This window comes from Paraburkholderia sp. D1E (assembly GCF_052682275.1).
Genome location: NZ_JBQYMB010000001.1, coordinates 6,650,997 through 6,673,921, shown reverse-complemented (window position 1 = coordinate 6,673,921; position 22,925 = coordinate 6,650,997). Strand labels below are relative to the sequence as shown.

The 22,925-nt window shown below is 63.2% G+C and carries 19 protein-coding genes; 5 read left to right on the top strand and 14 right to left on the bottom strand.

Features of this window, described 5'->3' with window-relative positions:
* Window positions 1–65: 65 nt before the first annotated feature.
* On the bottom strand, window positions 66–1,676 hold the full coding sequence (locus tag ACUN0E_RS30100) for a sensor histidine kinase (RefSeq protein WP_445568878.1): 1,611 nt from the start codon (window positions 1,674–1,676) through the stop codon (window positions 66–68).
* A 394-nt stretch (window positions 1,677–2,070) separates the two neighbouring features.
* On the opposite strand from ACUN0E_RS30100, the gene ACUN0E_RS30095 reads away from it, so the two are divergent.
* A complete protein-coding gene (locus ACUN0E_RS30095; RefSeq protein ID WP_408223265.1) occupies window positions 2,071–2,565 on the top strand; it encodes a hypothetical protein in 495 nt (164 codons plus the stop codon).
* A gap of 4 nt (window positions 2,566–2,569) precedes the next feature.
* Here ACUN0E_RS30095 and ACUN0E_RS30090 read toward each other — a convergent pair whose 3' ends face one another.
* Window positions 2,570–2,815: a hypothetical protein gene (locus tag ACUN0E_RS30090; protein WP_408223010.1), complete on the bottom strand. Its 246-nt coding sequence runs from the start codon at window positions 2,813–2,815 to the stop codon at window positions 2,570–2,572.
* Entirely contained in the window at window positions 2,815–5,298 is a 2,484-nt protein-coding gene (locus ACUN0E_RS30085) for an AsmA family protein (protein WP_445568877.1), read from the bottom strand. The genes ACUN0E_RS30090 and ACUN0E_RS30085 overlap by 1 nt, the downstream gene beginning before the upstream one ends.
* 185 nt (window positions 5,299–5,483) lie before the next feature.
* Between ACUN0E_RS30085 and ACUN0E_RS30080 the strand changes: the two genes are divergently transcribed.
* Together ACUN0E_RS30080 and ACUN0E_RS30075 are read left to right on the top strand one after the other, a co-directional pair.
* The gene (locus ACUN0E_RS30080) at window positions 5,484–6,194 is read left to right on the top strand and encodes an ABC transporter ATP-binding protein (RefSeq protein ID WP_445568876.1); all 711 of its coding nucleotides are present in this window, start codon (window positions 5,484–5,486) and stop codon (window positions 6,192–6,194) included.
* Window positions 6,191–6,997: an ABC transporter permease gene (locus ACUN0E_RS30075; RefSeq protein WP_408388757.1), complete on the top strand. Its 807-nt coding sequence runs from the start codon at window positions 6,191–6,193 to the stop codon at window positions 6,995–6,997. Before ACUN0E_RS30080 ends, ACUN0E_RS30075 begins: the two co-directional genes overlap by 4 nt.
* Before the next feature lie 22 nt (window positions 6,998–7,019).
* Here the strand turns inward: ACUN0E_RS30075 and ACUN0E_RS30070 are convergent, their stop codons facing one another.
* Together ACUN0E_RS30070 and ACUN0E_RS30065 are read right to left on the bottom strand one after the other, a co-directional pair.
* A complete protein-coding gene (locus tag ACUN0E_RS30070) occupies window positions 7,020–7,583 on the bottom strand; it encodes a DUF6013 family protein (protein WP_408388755.1) in 564 nt (187 codons plus the stop codon).
* A gap of 234 nt (window positions 7,584–7,817) precedes the next feature.
* On the bottom strand, window positions 7,818–8,834 hold the full coding sequence (locus ACUN0E_RS30065; RefSeq protein ID WP_408388753.1) for a zinc-binding alcohol dehydrogenase family protein: 1,017 nt from the start codon (window positions 8,832–8,834) through the stop codon (window positions 7,818–7,820).
* A gap of 206 nt (window positions 8,835–9,040) precedes the next feature.
* Here ACUN0E_RS30065 and ACUN0E_RS30060 point away from each other — a divergent pair, with 206 nt between their 5' ends.
* A complete protein-coding gene (locus tag ACUN0E_RS30060) occupies window positions 9,041–9,973 on the top strand; it encodes a LysR family transcriptional regulator (RefSeq protein WP_445570547.1) in 933 nt (310 codons plus the stop codon).
* A gap of 213 nt (window positions 9,974–10,186) precedes the next feature.
* On the opposite strand, the gene ACUN0E_RS30055 is transcribed toward ACUN0E_RS30060, so the two are convergent.
* The 4 genes from ACUN0E_RS30055 to ACUN0E_RS30040 form a co-directional block, all read right to left on the bottom strand.
* The gene (locus ACUN0E_RS30055; protein ID WP_445568875.1) at window positions 10,187–10,489 is read right to left on the bottom strand and encodes a hypothetical protein; all 303 of its coding nucleotides are present in this window, start codon (window positions 10,487–10,489) and stop codon (window positions 10,187–10,189) included.
* A gap of 47 nt (window positions 10,490–10,536) precedes the next feature.
* On the bottom strand, window positions 10,537–13,326 hold the full coding sequence (gene ligD, locus ACUN0E_RS30050) for a DNA ligase D (RefSeq protein WP_445568874.1): 2,790 nt from the start codon (window positions 13,324–13,326) through the stop codon (window positions 10,537–10,539).
* A gap of 70 nt (window positions 13,327–13,396) precedes the next feature.
* Window positions 13,397–14,380, bottom strand: a complete 984-nt coding sequence (ku, locus tag ACUN0E_RS30045; protein WP_445568873.1) for a non-homologous end joining protein Ku — start codon at window positions 14,378–14,380, stop codon at window positions 13,397–13,399.
* Window positions 14,381–14,702: 322 nt separating this feature from the next.
* Window positions 14,703–15,950 (bottom strand): cytochrome P450, encoded by a 1,248-nt coding sequence (locus ACUN0E_RS30040; RefSeq protein WP_445568872.1) that lies wholly within the window; start codon window positions 15,948–15,950, stop codon window positions 14,703–14,705.
* A gap of 353 nt (window positions 15,951–16,303) precedes the next feature.
* On the opposite strand from ACUN0E_RS30040, the gene serB reads away from it, so the two are divergent.
* On the top strand, window positions 16,304–17,143 hold the full coding sequence (gene serB, locus ACUN0E_RS30035; RefSeq protein ID WP_445568871.1) for a phosphoserine phosphatase SerB: 840 nt from the start codon (window positions 16,304–16,306) through the stop codon (window positions 17,141–17,143).
* 111 nt (window positions 17,144–17,254) lie between these two features.
* Here serB and ACUN0E_RS30030 read toward each other — a convergent pair whose 3' ends face one another.
* From ACUN0E_RS30030 to rimO, 5 genes are all read right to left on the bottom strand, one after another.
* Window positions 17,255–18,439: a cystathionine beta-lyase gene (locus ACUN0E_RS30030; RefSeq protein WP_445568870.1), complete on the bottom strand. Its 1,185-nt coding sequence runs from the start codon at window positions 18,437–18,439 to the stop codon at window positions 17,255–17,257.
* Window positions 18,440–18,454: 15 nt separating this feature from the next.
* Window positions 18,455–19,135: a hypothetical protein gene (locus ACUN0E_RS30025; protein WP_408222984.1), complete on the bottom strand. Its 681-nt coding sequence runs from the start codon at window positions 19,133–19,135 to the stop codon at window positions 18,455–18,457.
* A 119-nt stretch (window positions 19,136–19,254) separates the two neighbouring features.
* Window positions 19,255–20,439, bottom strand: coding sequence for a beta-ketothiolase BktB (gene bktB / locus ACUN0E_RS30020; protein ID WP_408222982.1), 1,185 nt, complete (start codon window positions 20,437–20,439; stop codon window positions 19,255–19,257).
* A 77-nt stretch (window positions 20,440–20,516) separates the two neighbouring features.
* Complete coding sequence (locus ACUN0E_RS30015) at window positions 20,517–21,482, bottom strand: sugar kinase (RefSeq protein WP_445568869.1); 966 nt, start codon at window positions 21,480–21,482, stop codon at window positions 20,517–20,519.
* 3 nt (window positions 21,483–21,485) lie between these two features.
* The gene (gene rimO, locus ACUN0E_RS30010; RefSeq protein WP_408509082.1) at window positions 21,486–22,877 is read right to left on the bottom strand and encodes a 30S ribosomal protein S12 methylthiotransferase RimO; all 1,392 of its coding nucleotides are present in this window, start codon (window positions 22,875–22,877) and stop codon (window positions 21,486–21,488) included.
* Window positions 22,878–22,925 lie beyond the last annotated feature (48 nt).

Genomic DNA, 22,925 nt, shown 5'->3' with positions numbered 1-22,925 from the left:
GGCTGACAATCTGTTTTCGCATGATGCTCTTAATTGTTCCCACCGTTGCCCTGGGTCTGTCCGGCTCAATTGCGCGCAGGCTGCTCCGGCAATACGACGAAAAAGGTCGACCCCGCGCCTTCCGCCGACTCGACCCACACGCGGCCGCCATGCCGTTCCACCACCCGCCGCACCACCGCGAGGCCAATGCCGTCTCCGTTCGCGACGTCGCCATGCAGACGCTGAAACGCCCGGAACACCTTCGCCATATACGCCGCCGGAATTCCGAGGCCATTGTCGCGCACATAATAAGTGCGCGTGCGCAACGCGCGCGGTTCTGTCTCGTCGACCGGTTCCGGCTCCAGCGCGCCGACCTCGATGCGCCCATTGCGCGCCGGGTCGAGATAATTGAGCGCGTTACCGATCAGGTTACTGAAAATCTGTTCGATCGCGGCCGGGTCGCCCCATGCAGGCGGCAACTCACGCACGGTGACCACCACCGCGCGCTGGCTGATTGCGCCTTGCAGCGCGTCGACTACGCGGCCTACCACCCGTCCGACACTCACCCGCTGCCACTGGTATTCGAGCCGGCCGGCACGCGAAATCCGCAAAAGCGCGTCGATGATCGCCGCCGCCCGCGTTACCGCGGTGCGCAGATATTGCAGAGACTCGCGCACATCGCCGTCGAGAATATGCACCATACGCCGATGCTCGGCCTCCGGCAGTTTCGCCGCCTCGACAATGCTGTCCAGTTCGTCGCACGACACCTGTAATTCTTTCGAAAAGCCTTGCAGATTCACCAGCGGCGAGCGCAGATCGTGCGACACGCTGTAGATGAACATTTCATTGTCTTGCGTCTCCTGGCGCAGCTCTTCGTTGACGCCCGCGAGTTCCTGCGCACGCGCTTCGAGCCGCGCTTTCAACCTGGCCTGCTCACCGTCGGCCTCGCGCAGGCGCGCGCCGGTCTGATGCAGCACCGCGTCGAGCGCGGCGATTTCGTCGTTACCGGACAGCGGCGCCGCGAGCTGCCGCCCGCGGCCCAAACGCTCGGCATTGCCCGTCAATACCTCCAGCCGCCGGCCGATGCTGCGCGCAAATACCATGGCTGTGGCCGCCCAGATCAGCATCGAGCCCAACACCGCGGCAATCAGCGCGTATTGCTGGCGTTCACGCCGCCTTGCGAGCGCCGCGCCGCGCTCGGTGTCGAGCCGCGAGGCCTCGTTACTGAACTCAGCCAGCTGTTCGCGAAACAGTGCAATCTGCTGCGGAAGCGCACCTGAGTCCAGCTCGGCAAACGAATTCAGGTTGTGTCCTTCGTGCAGCGCCTGCGAGATTCTGGCGGCCTGCGCACGATACGCTTCGATCGCCTGCTGCATCTTGCGCACGCGTTCGACCTGTGGCGGCGTATCCGCCACCAGCGATTCGAGATTCGAAAGCCGGTCGCCGAGATCGACCCACACCGTACGGCGGTCGATAAACAGCGGATCGCCGACGACCATACCCGTGCGAACCCGCGCGGCCTGACGCAGCAGCGGATCGACAATGGCCGACGACTGATAAAGGATCTGCTTGCTGTTGCTGACCCACTGCGCGGCCTGCGCTGTTTGCTCCTGGGTATCGAAGACGACGCCCAGAAGCGCCAGCTCGACCACGCTCGGCACTGCAATCAGCAGCAAACCCTTGGTGAATAGTTTCATGTTCGCCCGAAGGGTCGTTCAAGCCGCGGCGGCACGCACGGATCCGCACCTCGCATCGCCACGCCAGCGGGCCGTTGCGGTAGGACCTGGCGAGCACGCCAAGGTGCAGCCGGACGGGCCATTATCGACGTGAATGTGAGATATTTCAACGTAGCGGCAAGATGCGCTCGCCCACACAAAAATGACTTTTTTATTGGTACGAGATGTTTTTTCGGCGGCGCGTGCGTCTATGATGGAGACAGATGTGCTGGGAAGCGAAAGCGCGCGGCGAGGCGGTTCGGCATGATTCGTGCGGGAGGCGGTGGGACGGCGTAGACGCCGAATCATCGTGAATCCGGCCTTGTCGTATGCTATAAAAGATCGACGTGCGGCGCGCGAAGCCGGGAGTTGTCGCATGAGGACGCTGCGTTTCTTGCAATTCTTTTTCAGGCGAATTTTTATGTCCTTCCCGAAAAAGCGTAGACGCGCGAAGGTGGACGGCGATGAGTCGTTCCTCGCGGTACTACGGCATTTCAAGCCGTTCGGTCAGCTCGACACCAAAATTGCGCGCGCTCGCGCGCAGGACGAGCCGGTCCTCTATGCGCATGTGCTACCCGGGCTCGACGTTCTGCTGTGCAGCGTACGAGGCGCCCAGCCACCCTATCCAGCGCCCGCCGAATTGCGGCGCCGGTGTATCGAATCCATCACCAATGCGTTGGAGCAGCCGCTCGATGGGCTCGAGAACGGCGGATATTGGTATGAAGCCGATGGATTTGGGTTCCTGGTGTTTGCCAGCCGGGCCCGAGGCAAGATCCTGACGGAGTTTGGCGCCACCCGTGTCGGCAGCGCCCGGCGAGGGGTTCGCAGACAGGATGCGGCGGGAGATGCCGCGCCGCGCTCGTTAAGGTAATCGATTATCTTTTTGTTTCCCGTGGCAGCGCCGTTTTCTGCATGTCTACGGCGCTGATCCCGTTGTTCTCTTGTGCCTGCGCGGCACCTGTTCGCCTGCCCCGCGCGCCAATGGCATTACCTTTCCTTTTCCCGCCTGAATGCTGGCGTTCGCCCCGTACTGCGGGAACGCTAATCAGCCACAAGAAAATAAAGGAAAGGCCGGCGCCGAAGGACCAGCTCCACCAGTCCGCGGACAGGGCAGAAAACATCAGTTCCCCTTGTATTCGGCCGCATTGGCCGGTGACTTGACCGCAGGCTTCCTGTCGGCCGTAGTCGGCGAGGAAGCGCCTCCGGCAGACTTGTTGAGCGGCGCACCGTCGAGGGAAATGGCCGTTTTAGGTTGCTGCCTGACGCCCGGCGGCGGCGCGGTCGGCGCCTGACGAACCTGCGACAGCAACTGCCCGCACGGCAACGGTTTGTTATTGCTGGGCGCGAGTAGCGGAATCAGCGCCGCAAACGGATTGATCAACCCGAGCCCGATAGCGGCGCCGCCTCGAAGCGCCAGCGCGGCGGCATTCACGCCCACGTGCGGGTCCTTGAACGTTCCCTTCACATACAGCGGCGAGCGCAGCGAAAACACCCGGAAGCCCTTGGTATGCGGATGCACGCCAAGATCCAGGGTCTCGTCGCGCAGATTTACATTGCCGTCGATGTTGATCACTGCGTCGTCCGTATCGAGCGCGAAGACACGCGAATCCAGTACGCCGTTCGTCGCGACAAAGTCCGCTGCCGCGCAGTTGATCTTCACGTCACGATTGCCGAACAGCTTTTCATAGACCACGTTGGCCACGTTCAAACCCGCTGCTTCCATCAGCAGGCGGCTCACCGTGCCATCGGTGACCAATGCCTTCACCTCGCCGTTCGACGTCGCCGCCAACGCCGCCGGCGAATTGCCCGTCGCGGTCAGCGCGGCGTCGCCGTTGATTTCGCCGAGTGCGTTCTGCATGGTCTTGAAGTTCGGGAACAACTGCTTGAGCTTCAGATGCCGCGCCGAAGTCGCGAAGCGGCCCTTCAGCGGGGTGGCGCTGCCGTCCAGATGAATATTCGATGACAGCGAGCCGCCCGCCACGCCGAACTTCAGCGGCTCGAGCGACAGCACGCCGTCGGTCATCACGACGTGTGTGTACAGGTCCGTGATCGGCAAGCTGGTGTCCTTGACGATGCGGCGGCCCGTGAATTTCACGTCGGCGTCGATCGACTTCCAACGGTCGGTGCGGAACTCTTCGACGGGCAGCACCTTGTTGCCCGGCTGCACCGTCGCATCGCCGCGCCTGGCCTTGCTGGCTTTCGAGTCCGCGCCGATGATCGGCGCCAGATCCGAGAACTGCAGCAGATGCGACACCAGTTCGCCCTGCAACAGCGGACGCGGCTCACGTGCCGTGTAGGTCAGCGAGCCGTTCAGATCGCTGCCGCCCACCCGGCCCGTAAAGTTTTCATACTTGAAAACATTCCCACTGGACTTGAACTGGCCCACGAGGCGCCCGTCAGTCGCATAGGGCGGCGTGTCGGGCAAGGTCACGCCTGTCAGCGAATACAGCCGCGCCAGGCTGTTGCCTTGCAGCCAGAGGCGCAAATCGACTGCGGCAAGATGCGCCGGATCGGTGAGCGTGCCCACCAGACCGACACGCAGATCGCCGGCCTTCACATCGGCCTGAATCGGGAACGGCCGGTTCGCGTCCTGCAACGCCAGCACGCCTCCCACCTTGCCGCTGCCGGATATCGGCGTCCTGTTGTAGGTGCCCTTGACGGTCCAGCCAATCGCGTATGGCGGGATCACCGGCTTCGCACCGTTCGCCGTACCCGCTTCGCTGGCGTTCGACGCCGAGGCTGCCGCCGCGCCGCTCGCGCCCTCGCTTGCACTGTTCGCACCGTTCGCCCCACCGGCAACCAGCGCACCTGATGCGCCATTCGCCGCTGTCGCGCCCGACGCGGTGATCTCCGTCGACGAAGCGCCCGAGGCCGCCGCAGCAGACGCCGCCGCGGCGTCAGATGCCGCCTGCGCGTTCGCCTGGGCGGTGAGCTTGCTCGCGCCCGCTTTACCCAACGCCTCCGCCGAGGCACTGCGTGAAGCCGCCTCCTGCTGCTTCATCGCCTCGCCGATCGGAATCGGCTGGCCGAGCGTATCGATGGCCGTCTCCATCTCGACTTTCTTCTGCTGATCGGACAACGCGATATTGCCCTTGGCAAACGCGATGTCGTGCAGATCGAGCTTCCACTCGGACGGTCCGCTGGACGATGCCAGTTTGAAAGTCCAGTTGTTGCGCCCGTCGAGCAGTCGTTCGAGGTCGACCGAGGGATTCACGAGATTGATCGCGGGAATCACGATGTCATGCGCGAGCAGCGGCAGCACCTTGACCTCGAAATCGATTTCGTCGAGCGTCGCGAAGTGCGGCTGTTTGGTCCAGTCGGGATTGCCTACCGTGATGTTGGCGGCCGAAAAACGCGGCCAGGGCACCCAGCCACGCCAGCCGGTCTCGCCGACCGGATGCTGCCACCCTACTTTGAGATCGCCGTTAATCGCGAACGGCCGGCCGATTGCCTGCGTGACCTTGTCGTTGACGTAAGGCCGGGCCCGGTTCCAGTCGAAGGTCAGGATAAAAATTGTCAGCGCGACAATCAGAATGACGATGATCGCCACCAGCCATGCGATGATTTTTCCTATCCGCCTTCCAATTGTGCTCGCCACTGCCATTGAGAAGCTCCGTCGTTGTTCTTCGTTGTGCATCGGGGCAGCACGTATCGTGCCTGGTAGTATTGTCTGATAGATGCCGTTTTATCATGCCGTACCGTTCGGGCACAGGTTGCCCTGCCATGAAAACGTCAACGAATGTCATGGCGCCCTTCGAATCCACGCAAAAATCCATCGCGACCCCACTCATGACAGATGTTCCCTTCGTCCTCGCCGACGGCATCACCCGGCGCGACGCATTGCGCGGGCAAACGCTGCTGCAACCGACGACCTTCGCCCTGCGCGCAGGCGACCGCGTCGCGGTCACCGGGCCATCGGGCTCGGGCAAAAGTGTGTTTCTGCGCGCCCTCGCCCTGCTCGATCCGCTCGATGCAGGACGCATCATGTGGCATGGTGCGCCGGTCGAGCGCACCGCCATTCCGCGTTACCGGCGCAACGTTGCGTATATCCGGCAGCGGCCCGCGCTGCTCGACGGCAGCGTCGAAGACAATCTGCGTTACCCGTTCGAATTACGCACCTATCGCGACGTGCGTTTCGATCGCGCGCACGCGGCCAGCCTCGCCGCCCAGACCGGCCGCGGCGACGATTTTCTCGACAAGCGTGCGAGCGAACTGTCCGGCGGAGAAGCGCAGATCACCGCGCTGATTCGCGTTCTGCAACTCGCGCCCGAAGTGCTGCTGCTGGACGAACCCACCGCGTCGCTCGATCCAGAGTCATCTCATGCGATCGAGGCGTTGGTGCACGCGTGGTTCGATGCCGACCCGGGCCGGCATGCCTCGATGTGGGTGTCGCACGATCCCGCACAAGCCGCGCGCATGAGCAAGCGGCACCTCACGATGCGCGCCGGTGTGCTCGACGAATCCGCAGTCACACCCGCGCCTCAGGAGCTCGACCAATGACATTGCAAAACCTGAGTCTGTGGGACGTCGCGATCGCGGCATTGCTGATCGTGGTGAACGGCGTGGTGTCGGTCGCGCTCAAGCTGGATCTCGAACGCAAGCTCGCATGGGCGGCGGTACGCACCGTCGTCCAGTTGCTGGCAATCGGCTACGTGCTCGGCTGGGTGTTCCGTTACGACCACTGGTTCGTGGTGCTGCCCTTGATGGTCGTGATGACGCTGATCGCCGGCTTCGCGGGCGCGCAGCGCGGCAATCGCACGTATGCGGGTCAACGTGTGGACAGCGTGCTGTCGATCTGGGTCAGTTCATGGCTGGTGAGCGCAGTCGGACTCTTCGTCGTGATCCGTATTCACCCGTGGTACGAGCCGCAGTATGCGATTCCGATTCTCGGCATGATCCTCGGCAATACACTGACCGGCGTATCGCTGGGCATCGAACGGATGGCCGAGGAACTAACCGCGCGGCGTGACCGTGTGGACATGGCGCTCGCGCTCGGCGCGACCCGTTGGGAAGCGGCGCAGGCGCCGGCGCGCCAGGCGGTGCGCGCGGGCATGATGCCCACGCTGAATCAGATGGCCGTGGTCGGCGTGGTGAGCCTGCCCGGCATGATGACCGGGCAGGTGCTCGCCGGTCAGTCGCCGTTGCAGGCAGTGCGCTATCAGATCGTGATCATGTTCCTGATCGCGGCGTCGTCAGCGCTAGGGACGGTGGGCGCGGTGCTGCTCACGTATCGGCGGCTCTTCTCGGCGGAGCACCGGTTTCTGTCGGCGCGGCTGGTGGAGCGGGCCGCGGCGCGGCGTTGAGCAAAGCCGCGCCGCGCAACCCTCAACGTTTCGCGGTCACCGCCACTTCGGTGCCGTCATTGAGCGTCAGCGTTTTCGTGCTGCCGTTGACCGGCATCGTAAAGCGCAGAATCTGACTGACGGTCACGTCGTTCGGACACTTGAGCGTTTTGCCGCCGCTCGTCACTGTCTTCACGCCGTGCGGCGTCTGCGCCTGGAAGCTCAGTTGCACGGATGCCGTGCCGTCACCGGCGACGACCGGTGCAAAGCGGATCTGCGTCTGACGAATCATCGCGCCGTTGGTATCCGTCGGAAGCGACGAATAATTCGGGCAGGTGTCCGTCGCAGGCACAGGGCCACCCGGCGGCACGGTCTTCCACGTGAAGTCGTCCGATTCGCCGGAGCGGATCGTGCGCGTTTCCTGTGAGTTACCGAACTGTTTAGACGTGACGCGGACCGTGTAGCGGATCGGACCGTCGAGGGCAGCCTGCGACGTCACCGTGATCGGCGTGGCCGCGTGAGCCGCCGGCACAAGCATGCCGGTCGCGAGAACGCATGCGAGAGAAGCGACAACTGAAACGGCGGAGAGTTTGAAGCTGGAGCTCATACTGTCACCTCGTTGTTGTGCCGCTGCGCGCTCGCATAAGCGCTACTGCCGTTGCACCGCCTGACCGAAGCCTGAAGAGGCCTGATGATGCCGGGTTGAGGCCCGGCCAGACGAGCCGCGAGACACGCAACTGTTTTAGCATGATGCCCCACCAGTCTACCGCCAAGCGGCGCTGCGCGCGCTTCATACGAATCGGGTGTTACCCCGCTTGCGGTGAAGCGTTTTTTGCGCTGTTTAGAAGCCCGTCAGCACCAGTTTGCCGATCGCGCGCCCCTCTTCGAGCAGTTGATGCGCACGGCGCAGATTCCCGGCGTTGATCTTGCCCAGATCCTGTCCCACCGTCGTGCGCAACGTGCCTGCGTCGACGAGACGCGCCACCTCGGTCAGCAGCTTATGCTGCTCGATCATGTCCGGCGTGCTGAACATCGAACGCGTGAACATGAATTCCCAGTGGAATGCCGCGCTTTTCGCCTTCAGCAATTCGACCGGCAACGGCTGACTGTTTTCGACGATCGTGCAGATGCCGCCCTGCGGTTTGATCACTTCGGCGGACGCGGGAAAATTCCTGTCGGTATCGTTAAAGATCAGCACGTAATCGACCTGGTCGAAACCCAGCTTTTTCAACTGCGCGGGCATATCGCCAAAGTGATCGACGATATGATCCGCGCCCAACTCCGTTGCCCACTTCGCCGATTCAGGACGCGAGGCGGTCGCGATCACTTTCAGCTTCGCAAGTTGTTTGGCCAACTGGATGCCGATTGAACCAACCCCACCCGCCCCGCCGATGATCAGCACGGTGCGGCCTTCGTCCGCGCCTTGCGGCGACACGCCGAGGCGGTCGAACAGCGCCTCCCAGGCGGTGATCGCGGTCAGCGGCAATGCAGCCGCGTGGGTGAAATCGAGTGACGCCGGCTTGCGCCCGACAATGCGCTCGTCGACCAGATGGAATTCGCTATTCGCGCCCGGCCGCGTGATGCTGCCGGCATAGAAAACCGGATCGCCGACCTTGAACAGCGTGACGTCCGGACCAACCGCCACCACCGTGCCGGCCGCGTCCCAGCCGAGCACACGCGGCGCTTTCTCAACGGTATCTTTCGGGGCGCGCACCTTGGTGTCGACTGGATTGACGGAAATGGCCTCGACCTTCACCAGCAGGTCGCGGCCGGTGGCTTCGGGCTCGGGAATGTCGACATCAACCAGAGATTCGGTTTGATCGATTGGCAAATAACGATAGAGGCCTACGGCTTTCATCACAGCTCCTGTTCTTTCAGATGAGGTTGAGAGACCGGCGATCGCTTCCGCCAGCGCCTGGCGCCGCGCGGGCAATCGATCGCATTGACGTCATCCTACGGCGGTTCTTATTCTCATAAAACCGTCATAATGACTGAAACATCTTTTTGAATTTCAGAAGAACGGACCTTCCTGACCATCCTGTAAAACCCGCTGCAAGACCCGCCATAAAACCCTCGTCCGGTGAGCGGGAACGACTCGATCTGCTCGACGTCGCCCTGTTCGTGCGCGCCGCCCTGCTCGCCAATGTATCGGCGGCCGGCCGCGAATTCGGCCTGTCCGCAGCGGTGGCGAGCTCGCGCATCGCGCAGCTGGAAAAGCGCCTTGGCGCGCGCCTGCTGCATCGGACCACCCGCCGCATCAGTCTCACGCAGGACGGCGAAGTGTTCATGACACGCGCCGAGGCGCTGCTCGACGCGGCCGATGCCGCACGCGCCTCGGTGGGTCGTGCACAGGCCGAGCCGCAGGGGCGCTTGCGGGTGTCGATGCCGTCGTCGTTCGGGCGTCAGCACGTATCGCCGGTGATCAGCGAATTCCTGCGCCGCTATCCCGGTGTCAGCGTCGATCTGCGGCTGACGGATCAGGTGGTCGACCTGGTCGATGCGGGTATCGACGTGGCGATCCGTATCGGCGTGCTCAAGGATTCGTCGCTGGTAGCGCGGCGCCTCGCCGTGAACCGCCGCGTGCTGTGCGCCGCGCCGGCCTACCTCGCCGCGTGTGGGGCGCCGCATCATCCTTCGGACCTTGCCCAACACGAATGCATGATCCTGTCCGATCAGCGCGTCTGGGCCTTCGTGACGCCCGCCGGTCCGCTCGCAGTGCGCGTGAATGGACGTCTCGTTACCGACAATGGCGAAGTGATCCGCGACGCCTTGCTGGCCGGTTTCGGCATCGCGCTCAAATCGACCTGGGACGTGGCGGCGTATCTGCGCACCGGTGAACTGGTGAGCGTGCTCGATACTTATCCGCTCGCGGAAAATGTGGCCATCTGGGCGGTCTATCCGAGCCGTGCCTTCGTGCCGCCCAGGACGCTCGCGTTCATTGATTTCCTCGCCGAGCATTTCGGCGATCCGCCTTATTGGGACGTCAAACCGGCATGAGTCCGGTCGGCGCCCAATGCCCGAGCGCATCAGGGCGCTGGGCATCATGGTGTGGCCGCGAGTGCATAGGAGCCGGCTCGCAGACCGTGGCTGCGGCTGCGGCTGCGGCTGCGGCTGCGGCTGCGGCTGCGGCTGCGGCTGCGGCTGCGCAGTTGTAGATGCGCCGGATCGGGACAACGCGACGTTTCTCCGAGAATCAGCGCACACGCACCGTCAACGCTTGCCGCGCCCGCCGCCACCTGCTTTGCCATCGGAGTTGACGTTCGTGTGCGCGTCGTTCTGAGTCGTTTGCTGATACTCGTCGCCGCCGCGGCGGTCCGTGTCCTTCAATCCGCGCTCAGTGTCGCTATGCGCCTGCTTGCCGACGCGACGCGGATCGTCCTCGTGTTGCGATTCCGGGCTCTGATCGGTTTCATGCGGCAGCGGCGCTGACGCGTCCTGGAGCGAACCCGGATGCTTCTTTGCATGCGGGTCGGCTTGCTTGTCGCCGTCGGACGACTGCGGAGAGGTCTTCATGGTTTGCTCCTCTTTCAGGTTGTCGAATGAGGCCGCCTGGATCGCGGTCACTCCGCTTCATCCAGACTTTTTCTCATTGCCGCGGTAATGCGCTGACGCGTTTTCGCGTAGTCTGCCCACGGGTCGCGCCTGAGGTCTTCGAGACGCTCATGCACGTTTTCGATGGTCCATTGATCTCCGCTCGTCGTGGTGGCGACTTCGTCCCACGAGAGCGGCACGGAAACGCCCAGGCCCGGCCGGGCGCGCGCCGAAAATGCCGCCACCGTACTCGAGCCGCGGTTGTTACGCAGATAATCGACGAAGATCTTCTTCTTGCGATTCTGCGCGCCCATCTTCGCGCTGAAGTACTTGGGCAACGTTGTCGCCATATGCTGCGCGACGGCTTGCGAAAACGCCTTCACGTCGTCCCAGCCGGCGTGCTTCGCGAGCGGCACCACCACGTGGAACCCTTTGCCGCCGCTCGTCTTGCAGAACGAGCTCAGGCCGAGCTCCTCGAGCAGCGAGCGCGTCAGCTGCGCGGCCTCGATCATCCGCTCCCACCCGAGCGACGCATCGGGGTCGAGATCGAACACCATGCGATCGGGTTTTTCGATGTTCGACACAACGGCATTCCACGTATGAAATTCAACGGTGCCCATTTGCGCGGCGCCGACCAGCGCCTTGAGCGTATCGACGGTAATCAGCGGCGGATGGCCGGGGTCGAGTCCGGGATGCTGTCTGACGTTCGGAATCGACAGCTTCTGGCTGTGTTTCTGGAAAAATAGCTCGCCGCCGATGTCCTCGGGCGCACGCACCAGCGACACCGGCCGGTCCCGCAGATGCGGGAGCATCCAGTCGGCGACCGATTCGTAGTACTGCACGAGATCGATTTTGCGGGTGCCGGTGCTTTTGTCGATGATGCGGTCGGGATGGGACACGCGGACGCCGGCGACTTCGGCTGGGATTGTTGCGGCTTTTGATTTCGCGGTATCGGTTTGCTCTTGCACATCGGCTCCTTTACGGGGGGCTTCCCTAACGATCTGCCGCGCCGGTTTGTCGTTGCGCAGACTCACGAACGACGCCTGCCGCACGATGCCCTCGCTCGTCCATTCAGCGAAATTGCATTCGCAGACGAGCGCCGGTTCGACCCAATGCACAGGCGTGCGGCTGCGCTCGCGCGGCGCGCTGGCGAACGGCATGCGTTCGCTTGCGTGCGCATCGAGTGCTTTCTTGACCGAGCGCAGCAACGCAGCGTTGAAACCCGTGCCGACACGTCCGGCGTATTGCAATTTGCCTTTGCCGTCGTAGACGCCGAGCAACAACGCACCGAATGCCGCGCGACTACCCGACGGTTCCGAATAGCCGCCAATCACGAACTCCTGGCGCCGTCGGCACTTCAATTTGATCCACACCGACGAACGCCCCGACGTGTAGCCGCTATCGCGCCGTTTGCCGATGATGCCTTCGAGCGCCATGTCGCACGCGCTCTTCAGCAAATCGTCGGCGCTGAACGCGAAGTCATTGGAGAAGCGCAATACGCTGTCGTCGCTCTCGCCCATCAACGCACGCAAGATCGCCCGGCGTTGTTCGAGCGGCACACCGCGCAAGTCGTAGCCGTTCAGAAACGGAATGTCGAACAGATAAATGACGATGTCCTGCGGGCGGTTCGAGTCGAACGCGTTTTGCAGCGCCTGAAAACCCGGTACGCCGTTTTCATCGAGCACCACGGCTTCGCCATCGAGCCATGCGCTGTCGATGTCGAGTTGTTCGAGCACCTTCACCTGCTTGCTGAACTTCCCGGTCCAATCGTTGCCCGCGCGCGTGAACACCTTGACCGCCCTGGCCTTCGCCTTTCGATCGATGCGGGCCAGCACGCGGTAGCCGTCGAACTTGATTTCGTATGCCCATTCATCGCCGGGTGGCGCGGCGTCGACGAGTGTCGCCAGTTGCGGCCTGAAGGTGGCGGGCAACGCGGCTTTGACCGCGCCTTCTATCGCGGGCGATGCCGCAAGCTCGCGCAGCGACTGCGCGCTGCGGGTCGACACGATGTCGGTCTTTTTCGGATCGGCGCGGCCTGACGAGGCGGCTTGGGTTCGGCGCCTGCCGGCGGTGCTTGAACTCGTGACACTGGACGAGCCCGCTGCCGTGTTTGCACTCGTCGCGCGCGTTGTGCCTGCCGCTTTCTTTGCGCTTGCGCTTCCGTGTGGAGACTCGCTCGCAGTCTTCTTTGCCGCGCGCTTCGGAGAGCCTGCGCCCCTGCCGCCCAACACGCTGCCCGGACGCTCCTTCAGGACGTCGTATTCGCTCTCTTCGCGGGCTTCGTCGTCTCGCTCCTTGATCAGCAGCCACTGCTCCTTGTCGCCGCTGCCGCGCATATGACTGCGTACGAGCGTCCAGCCACCGTGCAGTTTTTCGCCGAAGAGCCGGAATTTGAGCTTGCCCGCCTTATACGATCTGGCCGCCTCCGCCGCGTCACCGGCCGGCTCCCACGTCCCGCGGTCCCACACGATCACCGTTCCCGCACCATAGTTACCCGGCGGGATTTCGCCTTCGAAAGAGCCATATTCGACCGGATGATCCTCGACGTGCACCGCGAGCCGTTTCACCGACGGGTCGAGGCTCGGTCCCTTGGGCACCGCCCACGATAGTAGCGTGCCGTTCAATTCGAGCCGAAAGTCGTAATGCAAGCGCCGCGCGTCGTGCTCCTGGATCACATACGACAGTGCTGCGTCCGATGCGCGCGCCGCGTCACGCGACGCCGTCCCGCGGCCAGCTTTCTTACGCGCAGCCGCGCCCGATGGCTCCGGCGTTTCTTCGAAGCGACGCTTGCGGTTGTAGGAATCGAGCCTATCGGTCATGGAGGTGGAGTCGTCGCGGATCGAGTTAGCGCGGGTTTATCGATCAAGTGAAGTCCCATTACGCGAGCGGTCAGGCAGCCGCACGCCGCTTGCGGGCCGCAGGCGCCGCCTTGGCACGGGCGCCTCCGCTCCTGCCACCGCCGCGGCTCGTACTCGCCGAGCGCGGCTTCTTGCGGGCTGGTGCGGCCGCCTCGGCGTCGCCGGCCTCCTCGTCATCGTCTCCGGCATGCTTGCGCGTGCCCGCCGCCGGCTTGCCTTTGCCACGGCCGAGACTGCGCTTGAGCAGGTCGGACAGATCGAGAATGTCGGCGGATCGGCGCGATTCACGCGGCGCCTCGGCTTCGGTGATTTCCTCGGTCTTACCCGCGCGAATCTTTCGGTTGACCAATGCCATGATGTCGTCGCGGAACGTGTCGTGATACTGCGACGGATCCCACTTGTCGCTCATATCGTTGATCAGCTTCTTCGCCATGTCGAGTTCGCGCGCGGTGACGCCGGCCGCCTTCACCCCATCGGCCGGCAATTTGAATTCGTCGAAATCACGCACTTCGTCGGCCCAGCGCAGTGTGTTCAGCGCCAGCACCGGCCCGACTGGAATCAGCGCCGCGAGATGCTGCTTGTTATGCAACACGACGCTCGCCACGCCAATCTTGCCCGACGCTTTCATCGCTTCGCGCAGCAGCGCGTACACCTTTTCGCCCTTGCGCTCGGGCGTCAGAAAGTATGGCGTATCGAGATAGAGAAACGAGATGTCAGGTGCGTCGACGAATGCGAGGATATCGACCGTCTGCGTCGACTCGGGATTGGCCGCGCGAATCTCGTCGTCCGAGAGCACGACGTATTTGTCCTTTTCGTACTCGAAGCCGCGCACGATGTTCTCGCGCGTCACTTCCTTGCCGGTGCGCTTATTGATCTGCTTGTAGCCGATCGGATCGATCGTGCGCTTATCCAGCAGATTGAAACCGACTTTCTCCGACTGCGTCGCCGGATACAACTGGACCGGCACGTGGACGAGGCCAAAGCTGATTGCGCCCTTCCAGATCATATGTGCCATCGTGCGCTCCCCAAGTCCCAGGCCCTACGGCGAAGCAGCAAGCGTGCCACGGTTTGGACGCCAGGACTGGCGCGGCGCCGTGCCGGCTGCGATCGGCACCGGCTGTAAGTCTTGCGTCAAGTTGGCAAAAGATACGGCGTTCCCGGGTCTATGTGGGTTCGATCCCAGTTGCGGTTCGCCGTGCAGGAGCCTGCTGGACTCGCAGCGTGGCAAGGTGCGCCAACGCCGTTCGATTAGCAGCGATCACCGCAGGCACGTGCGAGCATCGCGCAACGCCCGGCCTGCATCCTGGTCCGCTCAGGACGCCTCGTGACCGGCGGCATCAATCACGGCCCGGCGGCTCAAGCTCGACCGGCACCGCTGCGAAGCCGCGAAACCGCACCCGTCCGCCGCGCGTCGGTTCGCCGTCGAGCCGATACGCCGGAAAGCGCTGCACGAAGCGCCCGACGGCGATGCGTGCCTCGAGTCGCGCGAGCGACAACCCCGCGCATTGATGAATGCCGAAGCCGAACGCCAGATGCCGGTTCGGATCGCGACGGATGTCGAAGCGGTCCGGTTCCGCGAACTGCTCGGGGTCGCGATTAGCCGCGCCGATGCACAGCGTGACGGGCGTACCGCGGGCAACCGCGACGCCGCCGATCTCCGTATCGACAGTTGCCATCCGGTTGCCCAACTGATTCGAGCTCTCAAAGCGCAAACACTCTTCGATCGCCGACTCGACAAGCGACGGATCGCCCCGTAGCGCGGCGCGCTGTTCCGGCCAGTCGGCAAGCGTAACGAGACCGTTACCGATCAGATTCGTCGTGGTTTCATGACCCGCATTCAGGATGAAGATGCAGTTTTGCAGCAACTCCGCTTCCGACAACTGCTCGCCGCCCTCTTCGCCCTGGATCAGACGCGTCAGCACGTCGTGCTGCGGATCGCCGGGTTCGCGTCGGCGCCGCGCCACGAGATCGCGCAAATAGTCGACGAATTCACTGACGGCGCGGTTTCCCCGTTCGAGTTGCGCCTCGCTCAGCGAGGGCTCGAGCGCACCGAGTATTGCCAGCGACCAGTCGCGCAACGGCTCGCGCTCAGCGTGCGGCACATCCAGCAGATTACCGATAATCTCGACCGGAATCGCCGATGCGAATTCGCCGATCAGATCGATGCGGCCACGCACAGCCGCAGCATCGAGCAAGCCATCGACGAGGCGAATCAGGCCCGGTTCCATAGCCGCGATGGCGCGCGCCGTCAGCGCGCCGGCGATCAGTTTACGCACTCGCGTATGACGCGGCGGATCGTTGAACACGAGACTGGTGGTGTGGTGGGTGTAGAGCGGTGAGTCACCGTACTTCGGCCTGAATTCGACGGTCTTGTCGGAACTGAAGGTTTTTGGATCGCGGTAGACCGCCTGCACGTCGCGAAAACGCGTCAGAAAGAGCGAGCCGTCCGGCATGCGTTTGACCGGTTCATGGGCGCGCAGCGCGTGGTAAACCGGGTACGGGTCGGCGTAGAACGCGGGGCTCAGGTGACGCAGATCAAAGTCGCACGCAAGGGTGGACGCGTCGCTGGCGGTCGCGGGGGTCATGACTTGTCTCCATAGTGGTGCGCCTCGTCGCGGATGCCAAGGCTTATCGTGCGGTGTGCTGCGCGCCTCGCAGGCGCTGCGGGCTCGATAGGTTCGATGGCTACGTCGATGGCTGCGAGGCGTCGTTCGAAGCGACAGTATGACGTGGGCGTCTGATGATTGCACGGTAGATTACCTGGCGAAGAACGCGGCTGGCTGCATGGCAGGTTTCCAGGCGAGGCCGTTGTCGTCGAGCCGACAGCCTTCTGCCCGGGTGCAGGCTGCCCCTGGCGGCCGCATGCCACCGACCCGTTACAATGGCGGGATTTCCCGCGCGTCGCGCGCCCGTCCTTTTCTGCGTCAATGCGTCGTCCATGAACCTCGTCATCCAAAGCACCGCGCCCCTTTCCGCCGACCACCACAAAACGCTCGTCGCGCTCGCACGCGGCTCGCACGCGGCCGTCATCGACGCGAACGCGATTCGCATTGTCGATGCGAACATTGCGCAGCGCGCCGACCTCGACGTCTATTGCGGCACGCATCAACTGGACTATGCGTTTGTCGAAGCGGGCCGCCAGTTGCGTGACTTCGGCCTCGTCGCGATGGACATGGACTCGACGTTGATCACGATCGAATGCATCGACGAAATCGCTGATTTCTGCGGGCTAAAAGCAGAAGTCGCTGCGATTACTGAGGCGTCCATGCGTGGCGAAATCAAGGACTTCAACGAGAGCCTGACGCGCCGTGTGGCACTCCTCAAAGGACTCGACGCCGGTGCGCTCGAACGCGTTTATGAAGAACGGCTGCAGCTCTCGCCAGGTGCCGAACAGATGCTGGCCGGCGCGAAAGCGGCGGGATTGAAAACTTTGCTGGTGTCCGGCGGATTCACGTTCTTCACCGATAAGCTGAAGGCACGGCTCGGCCTCGATTTCACGCACGCCAACACGCTCGAAATCGTGGATGGAAAGTTGACCGGCAACGTAACCGGTGAGATCGTCAACGCCGACGTGAAGGCACGCACACTGCGCGAGACGTGTGCCCAACTGGGCATCGAGCCGACCCGTGCGATTGCGATGGGCGACGGTTCGAACGATCTGAAAATGATGGCCGCTGCGGGACTTTCGGTAGCGTTCCGCGCGAAGCCAGTGGTGCGCGAAGCAGCCAGCGTGGCGTTCAACCACGTTGGACTGGATGGGTTGCTGCGATTGTTCTAAAAAATCTGGATCAGGTACACGTGCAGGATTGCAAACCGTGTTGAAAAAAAGCCCATCGGGATCTCGTCCCGATGGGCTTTTTATTTCCACCTTCAACCTGTGTGCCGGCGTTTAACCCAGCGCCACCAGACACTGTTCAATGTCCGCGCGCAAATCGGCCTCTTCTTCCAGGCCGATATAGAACCGTACCAACGTACCGCGATACGGCCATTCACCTTCCGTACGCATTGAGGCAACGTCGTACGGCATCGCGAGACTGTGCGCGCCGCCCCAGCTCCAGCCGAGCGAAAACAGCTCGAGCGACTCGCAGAACGTGTCGATTTGCGCCGCGCTGTAACGTGCGTCGAACACGACTGAGAACAGACCGCCCGCGCCCGTAAAGTCGCGCTTGAAAAATTCATGCCCCGGGCAGTCGGGCAACGCCGGGTGCAAAACCGCGGCAATTTCCGGACGCGTCTTCAGCCATGTGGCGAGGCCAAGCGCTGCACGGTCATGCGCTTCGAAGCGCAGTTGCATGGTCGGCAGGCTGCGCAAAATCAACGAGCAGTCATCCGACGACACGCCGATACCCATACGCATACGCGCTGCCTTCAGCTTCAGATGCAACTCGCGATCGACGGTGATCGTCGCGCCCATCAGCACGTCGCCGCCACCTGATTGATACTTGGTCAACGCCTGTACCGAGATATCGACACCGTGGTCGAACGGCCGGAAACCAAGCCCTGCCGACCAGGTATTGTCGATCGCCGTGACGACGTTGCGCGCACGCGCCACCGCCGTGATGGCGGGCACGTCGGCCACTTCCATCGTGGCCGAACCGGGCGCTTCAAGCCAGATCAAACGCGTATTCGGCTGGATCAGATCCGCGATGCCCGCGCCGATCATCGGATCGTAGTAACGCGCGGTGATACCGAAATCGCGCGCCAGCCAGTCGCCGTGATCGCGGTTCGGCGAGTAGACATTATCGGGAATCAGCACGTCGTCGCCGGCCTTCACGAGGCCGAAGTACACGTTCGAAATCGACGACAACCCCGAAGGCTGCAACAACGCGTGATTGCCGCCTTCGATGGTGGCAAGGCGCTGCGCCAGCGCGAGCGAAGTCGGGGTGGCGTGCAGGCCATAACGCCATTGCGCGTCGTTCTTCCAGTCGAGCGCGCGCATCGTCGCGAGATCGGGGAACACGACCGTCGATGCGCGCGTCACTGGCATCGAGAAAGATTCGAAGCCCGGCGTCAGTTGATCTTCAGCACGCACGATGCGGGTCTGCAAGCCGCGTTTGAGTTTGGATTGAGTCATGTGGTGTAGGTAGCCTTATTCGCCGATTTGCAGGTTGCTAACGCCGCCAACAGCGTGACCACTGCTTGTCGCCGAGGCGGGCGCTGCTGCTGCGCCACCGGAGGACTGGGGGGTGACCGCTGCCTTGTTGGCCGCCGCACCGGCACCCGTGCCAGCGGAAGCAGCCGGCACGGCCTGCCCCGCCGCCAGCGGCTTCAGATCGAACGGCTGCGGGTCGGAGTCGTCGACGTTCATCCGGTCGCCCGCCACCGAACCGTCGGCGGCAAACTTGCCCACCCAGTTGCCAGTGATATGCGTGCCGTCGTTCGATTCCTCGACTTCGAGCGTATCGCCGTCGCGGTCACCCGCGATCAGGGTCACCTCGCCGGTATCGGTGTACTGATACTCGCCGTGCACGCCGGCCGGGTCGTCGGTTTTCGCGCCGAGCCGCAGCACGATCTGACGCGAGCCCAGCATGCCGGCATAGCGCGGAAACTTCGCGAATTCGGGGCTCGGCTTGAGCGGCAACTGAATTGGCGGGGGCGCAGCCAATTCCTTCACCGCGTCGCTTTCCGCCCATGCCTGCACGGGCAGCACAGCCCCGGCGCCGGCACACAGCAATGCGGCCACGCTCACTACGCCCCGAAGGAAACCCCTCTGGGTGACAGCCCAATCGCGCCGACGCATCGCACCCTTCTTCGCTTTCGATTCCTGCATCCGTTCTTTCCTTGTTGCCTGGTACCGCTCAATACTAACTTGCTGCCCGCTTGCTGTCGGGCTGCGTTCAGCGGGAAAAGTCGACGCGTCGCGCTACGTCGTGTTGCCCCGCCCCGACCTCAGATCCGTTCGAAAATCGCCGCGATGCCTTGCCCGCCGCCGATACACATTGTCACCAGCGCATAGCGGCCGCCGACCCGCTGCAATTCATACAGCGCCTTGACGGTAATCAATGCGCCAGTCGCACCGATCGGGTGGCCGAGCGAAATGCCCGAGCCGTTCGGATTGACCTTGGCCGGATCGAAGCCGAGTTCCTTGCTGACCGCGCACGCCTGAGCGGCAAAGGCTTCGTTCGCTTCGATCACATCCAGATCGGCAACCGTCAGGCCGGCGCGCTCGAGCGCCTTGCGCGTGGCGGGCACCGGGCCGATGCCCATGTATGCCGGATCGACGCCTGCATGCGCGTACGAAACCAGCCGCGCCAGCGGCTTGATGCCGCGTTTTTCAGCGACGCTGCGGTCCATCAGCACGACTGCGGCGGCGGCGTCGTTGATGCCCGACGCGTTGCCGGCCGTCACCGTGCCGTTTTCCTTCGCGAACACCGGTTTCAACTTGGAGAAGTCTTCTGCCGTTGCGTTCATGCGTGCGTGCTCATCCGTATCGAACACGACATCGCCCTTCTTCGACGGAATCGTGATCGGCAGGATCTGGTCCTTGAAGTAGCCGCTCGTAATCGCGTTAGCCGCGCGGCGATGCGATTCGAGCGCGAGCGCATCCTGCGTTTCGCGCGAGATGTCATATTTGCGCGCGACGTTCTCGGCGGTGACGCCCATATGGATCGACTGGAACGGGTCGTTCAGCGCGCCGACCATCATGTCGACGAGGCGCGCGTCGCCCATGCGCTGACCGAAGCGCGCAGCCGGCATGGAATACGGTGCGCGGCTCATGTTTTCCGCGCCGCCGCCGATCGCGATGTCGGCGTCGCCGAGCAGCACGCTTTGCGCAGCCGAGACGATCGCCTGCAAGCCCGAACCGCACAGGCGGTTGACGGTCAACGCGGGCGCATGTTGCGCAACGCCGCCGTTGATCGCGGCCACTCGCGCCAGATACATGTCTTTCGGTTCGGTATGCACCACGTTACCGAACACCACATGGCCGACTTCGTCGCCCGACACGTTCGCGCGTGCCAGCGCTTCACGTATGACGCGTGCGCCCAGCTCCGTCGGCGGAAAATCCTTCAGACTGCCGCCAAAACCGCCGATTGCCGTACGCACACCGCTTACCACCACTACGTCCCGTTGCATCGCTCGCTCCTCTCTTTAGTCTCTCAAGATAATCTTGCCTTGACGCGCTGCGGGACGCGCCTCACAGCGCGTTGCTCTCAGCCGGCCAGGATGTGTTCGACCGTCGCGCGCAAAGGGATCGGTGCGACCGCGCCGTAACCTTGCGTGGACAGTGCCGCGGCGACGTTCGCGTAACGCGCCGCCTGAAAAGGATCGTCACCCGCGACAATGCGCGCGATAAATGCGCCGCCGAAGCAGTCGCCCGCGCCGGTTGCATCGACCGCGTTGACGACGTGGCCCGGCACGACGCGACGCTCGTCAGGCGTGGCGATGTACGAGCCTTCCTTGCCAAGCTTGAGCGCCACGACACGCGGACCATGCGACAGCAGAAAATCGACGATCTCGTCGCGGCCGGTCAGGCCGGTGAGTTCGGTAACGTCGTCCCAGCTCGGCAGGCAAATGTCGGTTCGACGAATGGCTTCGAGCATCACTGCACGTGCTCTTGCGAGCGGCCACAGCTTCAGGCGTAAATTGGTGTCGAAGCTCACGCGCACGCCGTTCGCTCGTGCATGCTCAATCGCCGCTAACGCAGCGTCGCAGGCGCTCAGACTGATAGCGAGACTGATGCCGGACAGGTGGATGACTTTGGCCGCGGCGATCGCATCGAGCGGCAAATCGTGCGGCGCGTAGCGGCTCGCGGCCGAACCCGCGCGCAGATAGTCGAACGCGTGACCTTCAGGACCGTGCGAAACGAAATAAACCCCGGTGGACGCATGCGGGTCGACGCGCACGAGCGACGTGTCAACCTGCTCGCGCTCCCACAGATCGATCAACAGACGTCCGAAATGGTCGCTGCCGACGGCCGACACGAAACCTGTCTTCGCGCCCTGCCGTGTTGCCGCGATGCAGAAGTTCGACGTATCGCCGCCGAAGCCCTGCAGATAATTCGGCTGATCTTTGGCCGACTGGTTGAATTCGATCATCGCCTCGCCGAGCGCGAGGATTTCAGGAGGCCGGGCTGCCGGGGTCCGGCCTGCCGGCGTGTCGGCCATGCTCATCGTCATTGCTTAAACCTCGCCCCACAGGTCGTGGCCGTCGGCGCCGGTGATCTTCACCGACACGAAATCGCCGACCTTGTAACGCTTCGACGCCTTGGTGGCCGGCGCGATATACACGACGCCGTCGATCTCGGGCGCATCCGCCGCCGTGCGGCCGATACCACCGTCGACATTGATCTCATCGACCAGTACTTTCAACGTCTTGCCAACCTTCTTCGCGATCCGTTTGGCCGATACTTCTTCTGCTACTTCCATGAAACGCGCGCGGCGTTCTTCACGCACTTCGTCGGGCAAAGCGCCGTCGAGTTCGTTGGCCGTCGCGCCTTCGACCGGCGAGTAAGCAAAGCAGCCGACCCGATCCAGTTCCGCCTCGCGAATGAAATCGAGCAGCGTCTGGAATTGCTCTTCGGTTTCGCCCGGGAAGCCTGCGATGAACGTGCTGCGGATCGTCAGATCGGGGCACATTTCGCGCCATGCCTTGACGCGCTCCATCACCTTCTCGGCATTGGCCGGACGCTTCATGCGCTTGAGCACTTCCGGATGCGCGTGCTGGAACGGCACATCCAGATAGGGCAGCACGTGGCCCTTGAACGGACCTTCGGCCATCATCGGAATGACTTCATCGACGCTCGGATACGGATACACGTAATGCAAACGCACCCATGCGCCGTATTGCGCCGCGAGTTCGCCAAGCGCGCCCACCAGATCGGTCATGCGCGTCTTGATCGGCTTGCCGTTCCAGAAACCGGTACGGTATTTGACGTCGACACCATACGCGCTCGTGTCCTGCGAAATCACCAGCAGTTCCTTCACACCGGACTTGAACAGGTTCTCCGCTTCGAGCATCACGTCGGCGACCGGACGCGAGACGAGGTCGCCTCGCATCGACGGGATGATGCAAAACGTGCAGCGGTGGTTGCAGCCTTCGGAAATTTTCAGGTACGCGTAGTGGCGCGGCGTGAGCTTCACGCCCGCTGCCGGCACCAGATCGATGAACGGATCGTGCGGCTTCGGCAGATGATTATGCACGGCCTGCATCACTTCGCCGAGCGCGTGCGGACCGGTCACGGCCAGCACCTTCGGATGTACTTCTTCGATCAGGTTTGAACCGCTTGCACTCTGCTTGGCACCGAGGCAACCCGTGACGATCACCTTGCCGTTTTCGCTGAGCGCTTCGCCGATCGCGTCGAGGCTTTCCTGTACCGCTTCGTCGATGAAGCCGCAGGTGTTGACGACCACGAGGTCCGCGCCGTCGTACGTGCTGGAGATCTCGTAGCCCTCGGCGCGCAGCTGCGTGATGATCTGTTCTGAGTCGACCAGTGCTTTAGGACAGCCGAGGCTGACGAAACCGACCTTCGGAATCGAAGGGGTCGGCACGGTGGGGGAAATGGTCTGCGACATAGGTGGGTCCGGCGTATAGCGGTGACGATGGCGACAAATGGGGACGGT

Bases quoted from the DNA above. Each gene is read 5' to 3' on its own strand.
- ACUN0E_RS30100 (WP_445568878.1), bottom strand. From the start codon at position 1,676: ATGAAACTATTCACCAAGGGTTTGCTGCTGATTGCAGTGCCGAGCGTG.
- ACUN0E_RS30095 (WP_408223265.1), top strand. From the start codon at position 2,071: ATGAGGACGCTGCGTTTCTTGCAATTCTTTTTCAGGCGAATTTTTATG.
- ACUN0E_RS30090 (WP_408223010.1), bottom strand. From the start codon at position 2,815: ATGTTTTCTGCCCTGTCCGCGGACTGGTGGAGCTGGTCCTTCGGCGCC.
- ACUN0E_RS30085 (WP_445568877.1), bottom strand. From the start codon at position 5,298: ATGGCAGTGGCGAGCACAATTGGAAGGCGGATAGGAAAAATCATCGCA.
- ACUN0E_RS30080 (WP_445568876.1), top strand. From the start codon at position 5,484: ATGACAGATGTTCCCTTCGTCCTCGCCGACGGCATCACCCGGCGCGAC.
- ACUN0E_RS30075 (WP_408388757.1), top strand. From the start codon at position 6,191: ATGACATTGCAAAACCTGAGTCTGTGGGACGTCGCGATCGCGGCATTG.
- ACUN0E_RS30070 (WP_408388755.1), bottom strand. From the start codon at position 7,583: ATGAGCTCCAGCTTCAAACTCTCCGCCGTTTCAGTTGTCGCTTCTCTC.
- ACUN0E_RS30065 (WP_408388753.1), bottom strand. From the start codon at position 8,834: ATGAAAGCCGTAGGCCTCTATCGTTATTTGCCAATCGATCAAACCGAA.
- ACUN0E_RS30055 (WP_445568875.1), bottom strand. From the start codon at position 10,489: ATGAAGACCTCTCCGCAGTCGTCCGACGGCGACAAGCAAGCCGACCCG.
- ligD (WP_445568874.1), bottom strand. From the start codon at position 13,326: ATGACCGATAGGCTCGATTCCTACAACCGCAAGCGTCGCTTCGAAGAA.
- ku (WP_445568873.1), bottom strand. From the start codon at position 14,380: ATGGCACATATGATCTGGAAGGGCGCAATCAGCTTTGGCCTCGTCCAC.
- ACUN0E_RS30040 (WP_445568872.1), bottom strand. From the start codon at position 15,950: ATGACCCCCGCGACCGCCAGCGACGCGTCCACCCTTGCGTGCGACTTT.
- serB (WP_445568871.1), top strand. From the start codon at position 16,304: ATGAACCTCGTCATCCAAAGCACCGCGCCCCTTTCCGCCGACCACCAC.
- ACUN0E_RS30030 (WP_445568870.1), bottom strand. From the start codon at position 18,439: ATGACTCAATCCAAACTCAAACGCGGCTTGCAGACCCGCATCGTGCGT.
- ACUN0E_RS30025 (WP_408222984.1), bottom strand. From the start codon at position 19,135: ATGCAGGAATCGAAAGCGAAGAAGGGTGCGATGCGTCGGCGCGATTGG.
- bktB (WP_408222982.1), bottom strand. From the start codon at position 20,439: ATGCAACGGGACGTAGTGGTGGTAAGCGGTGTGCGTACGGCAATCGGC.
- ACUN0E_RS30015 (WP_445568869.1), bottom strand. From the start codon at position 21,482: ATGACGATGAGCATGGCCGACACGCCGGCAGGCCGGACCCCGGCAGCC.
- rimO (WP_408509082.1), bottom strand. From the start codon at position 22,877: ATGTCGCAGACCATTTCCCCCACCGTGCCGACCCCTTCGATTCCGAAG.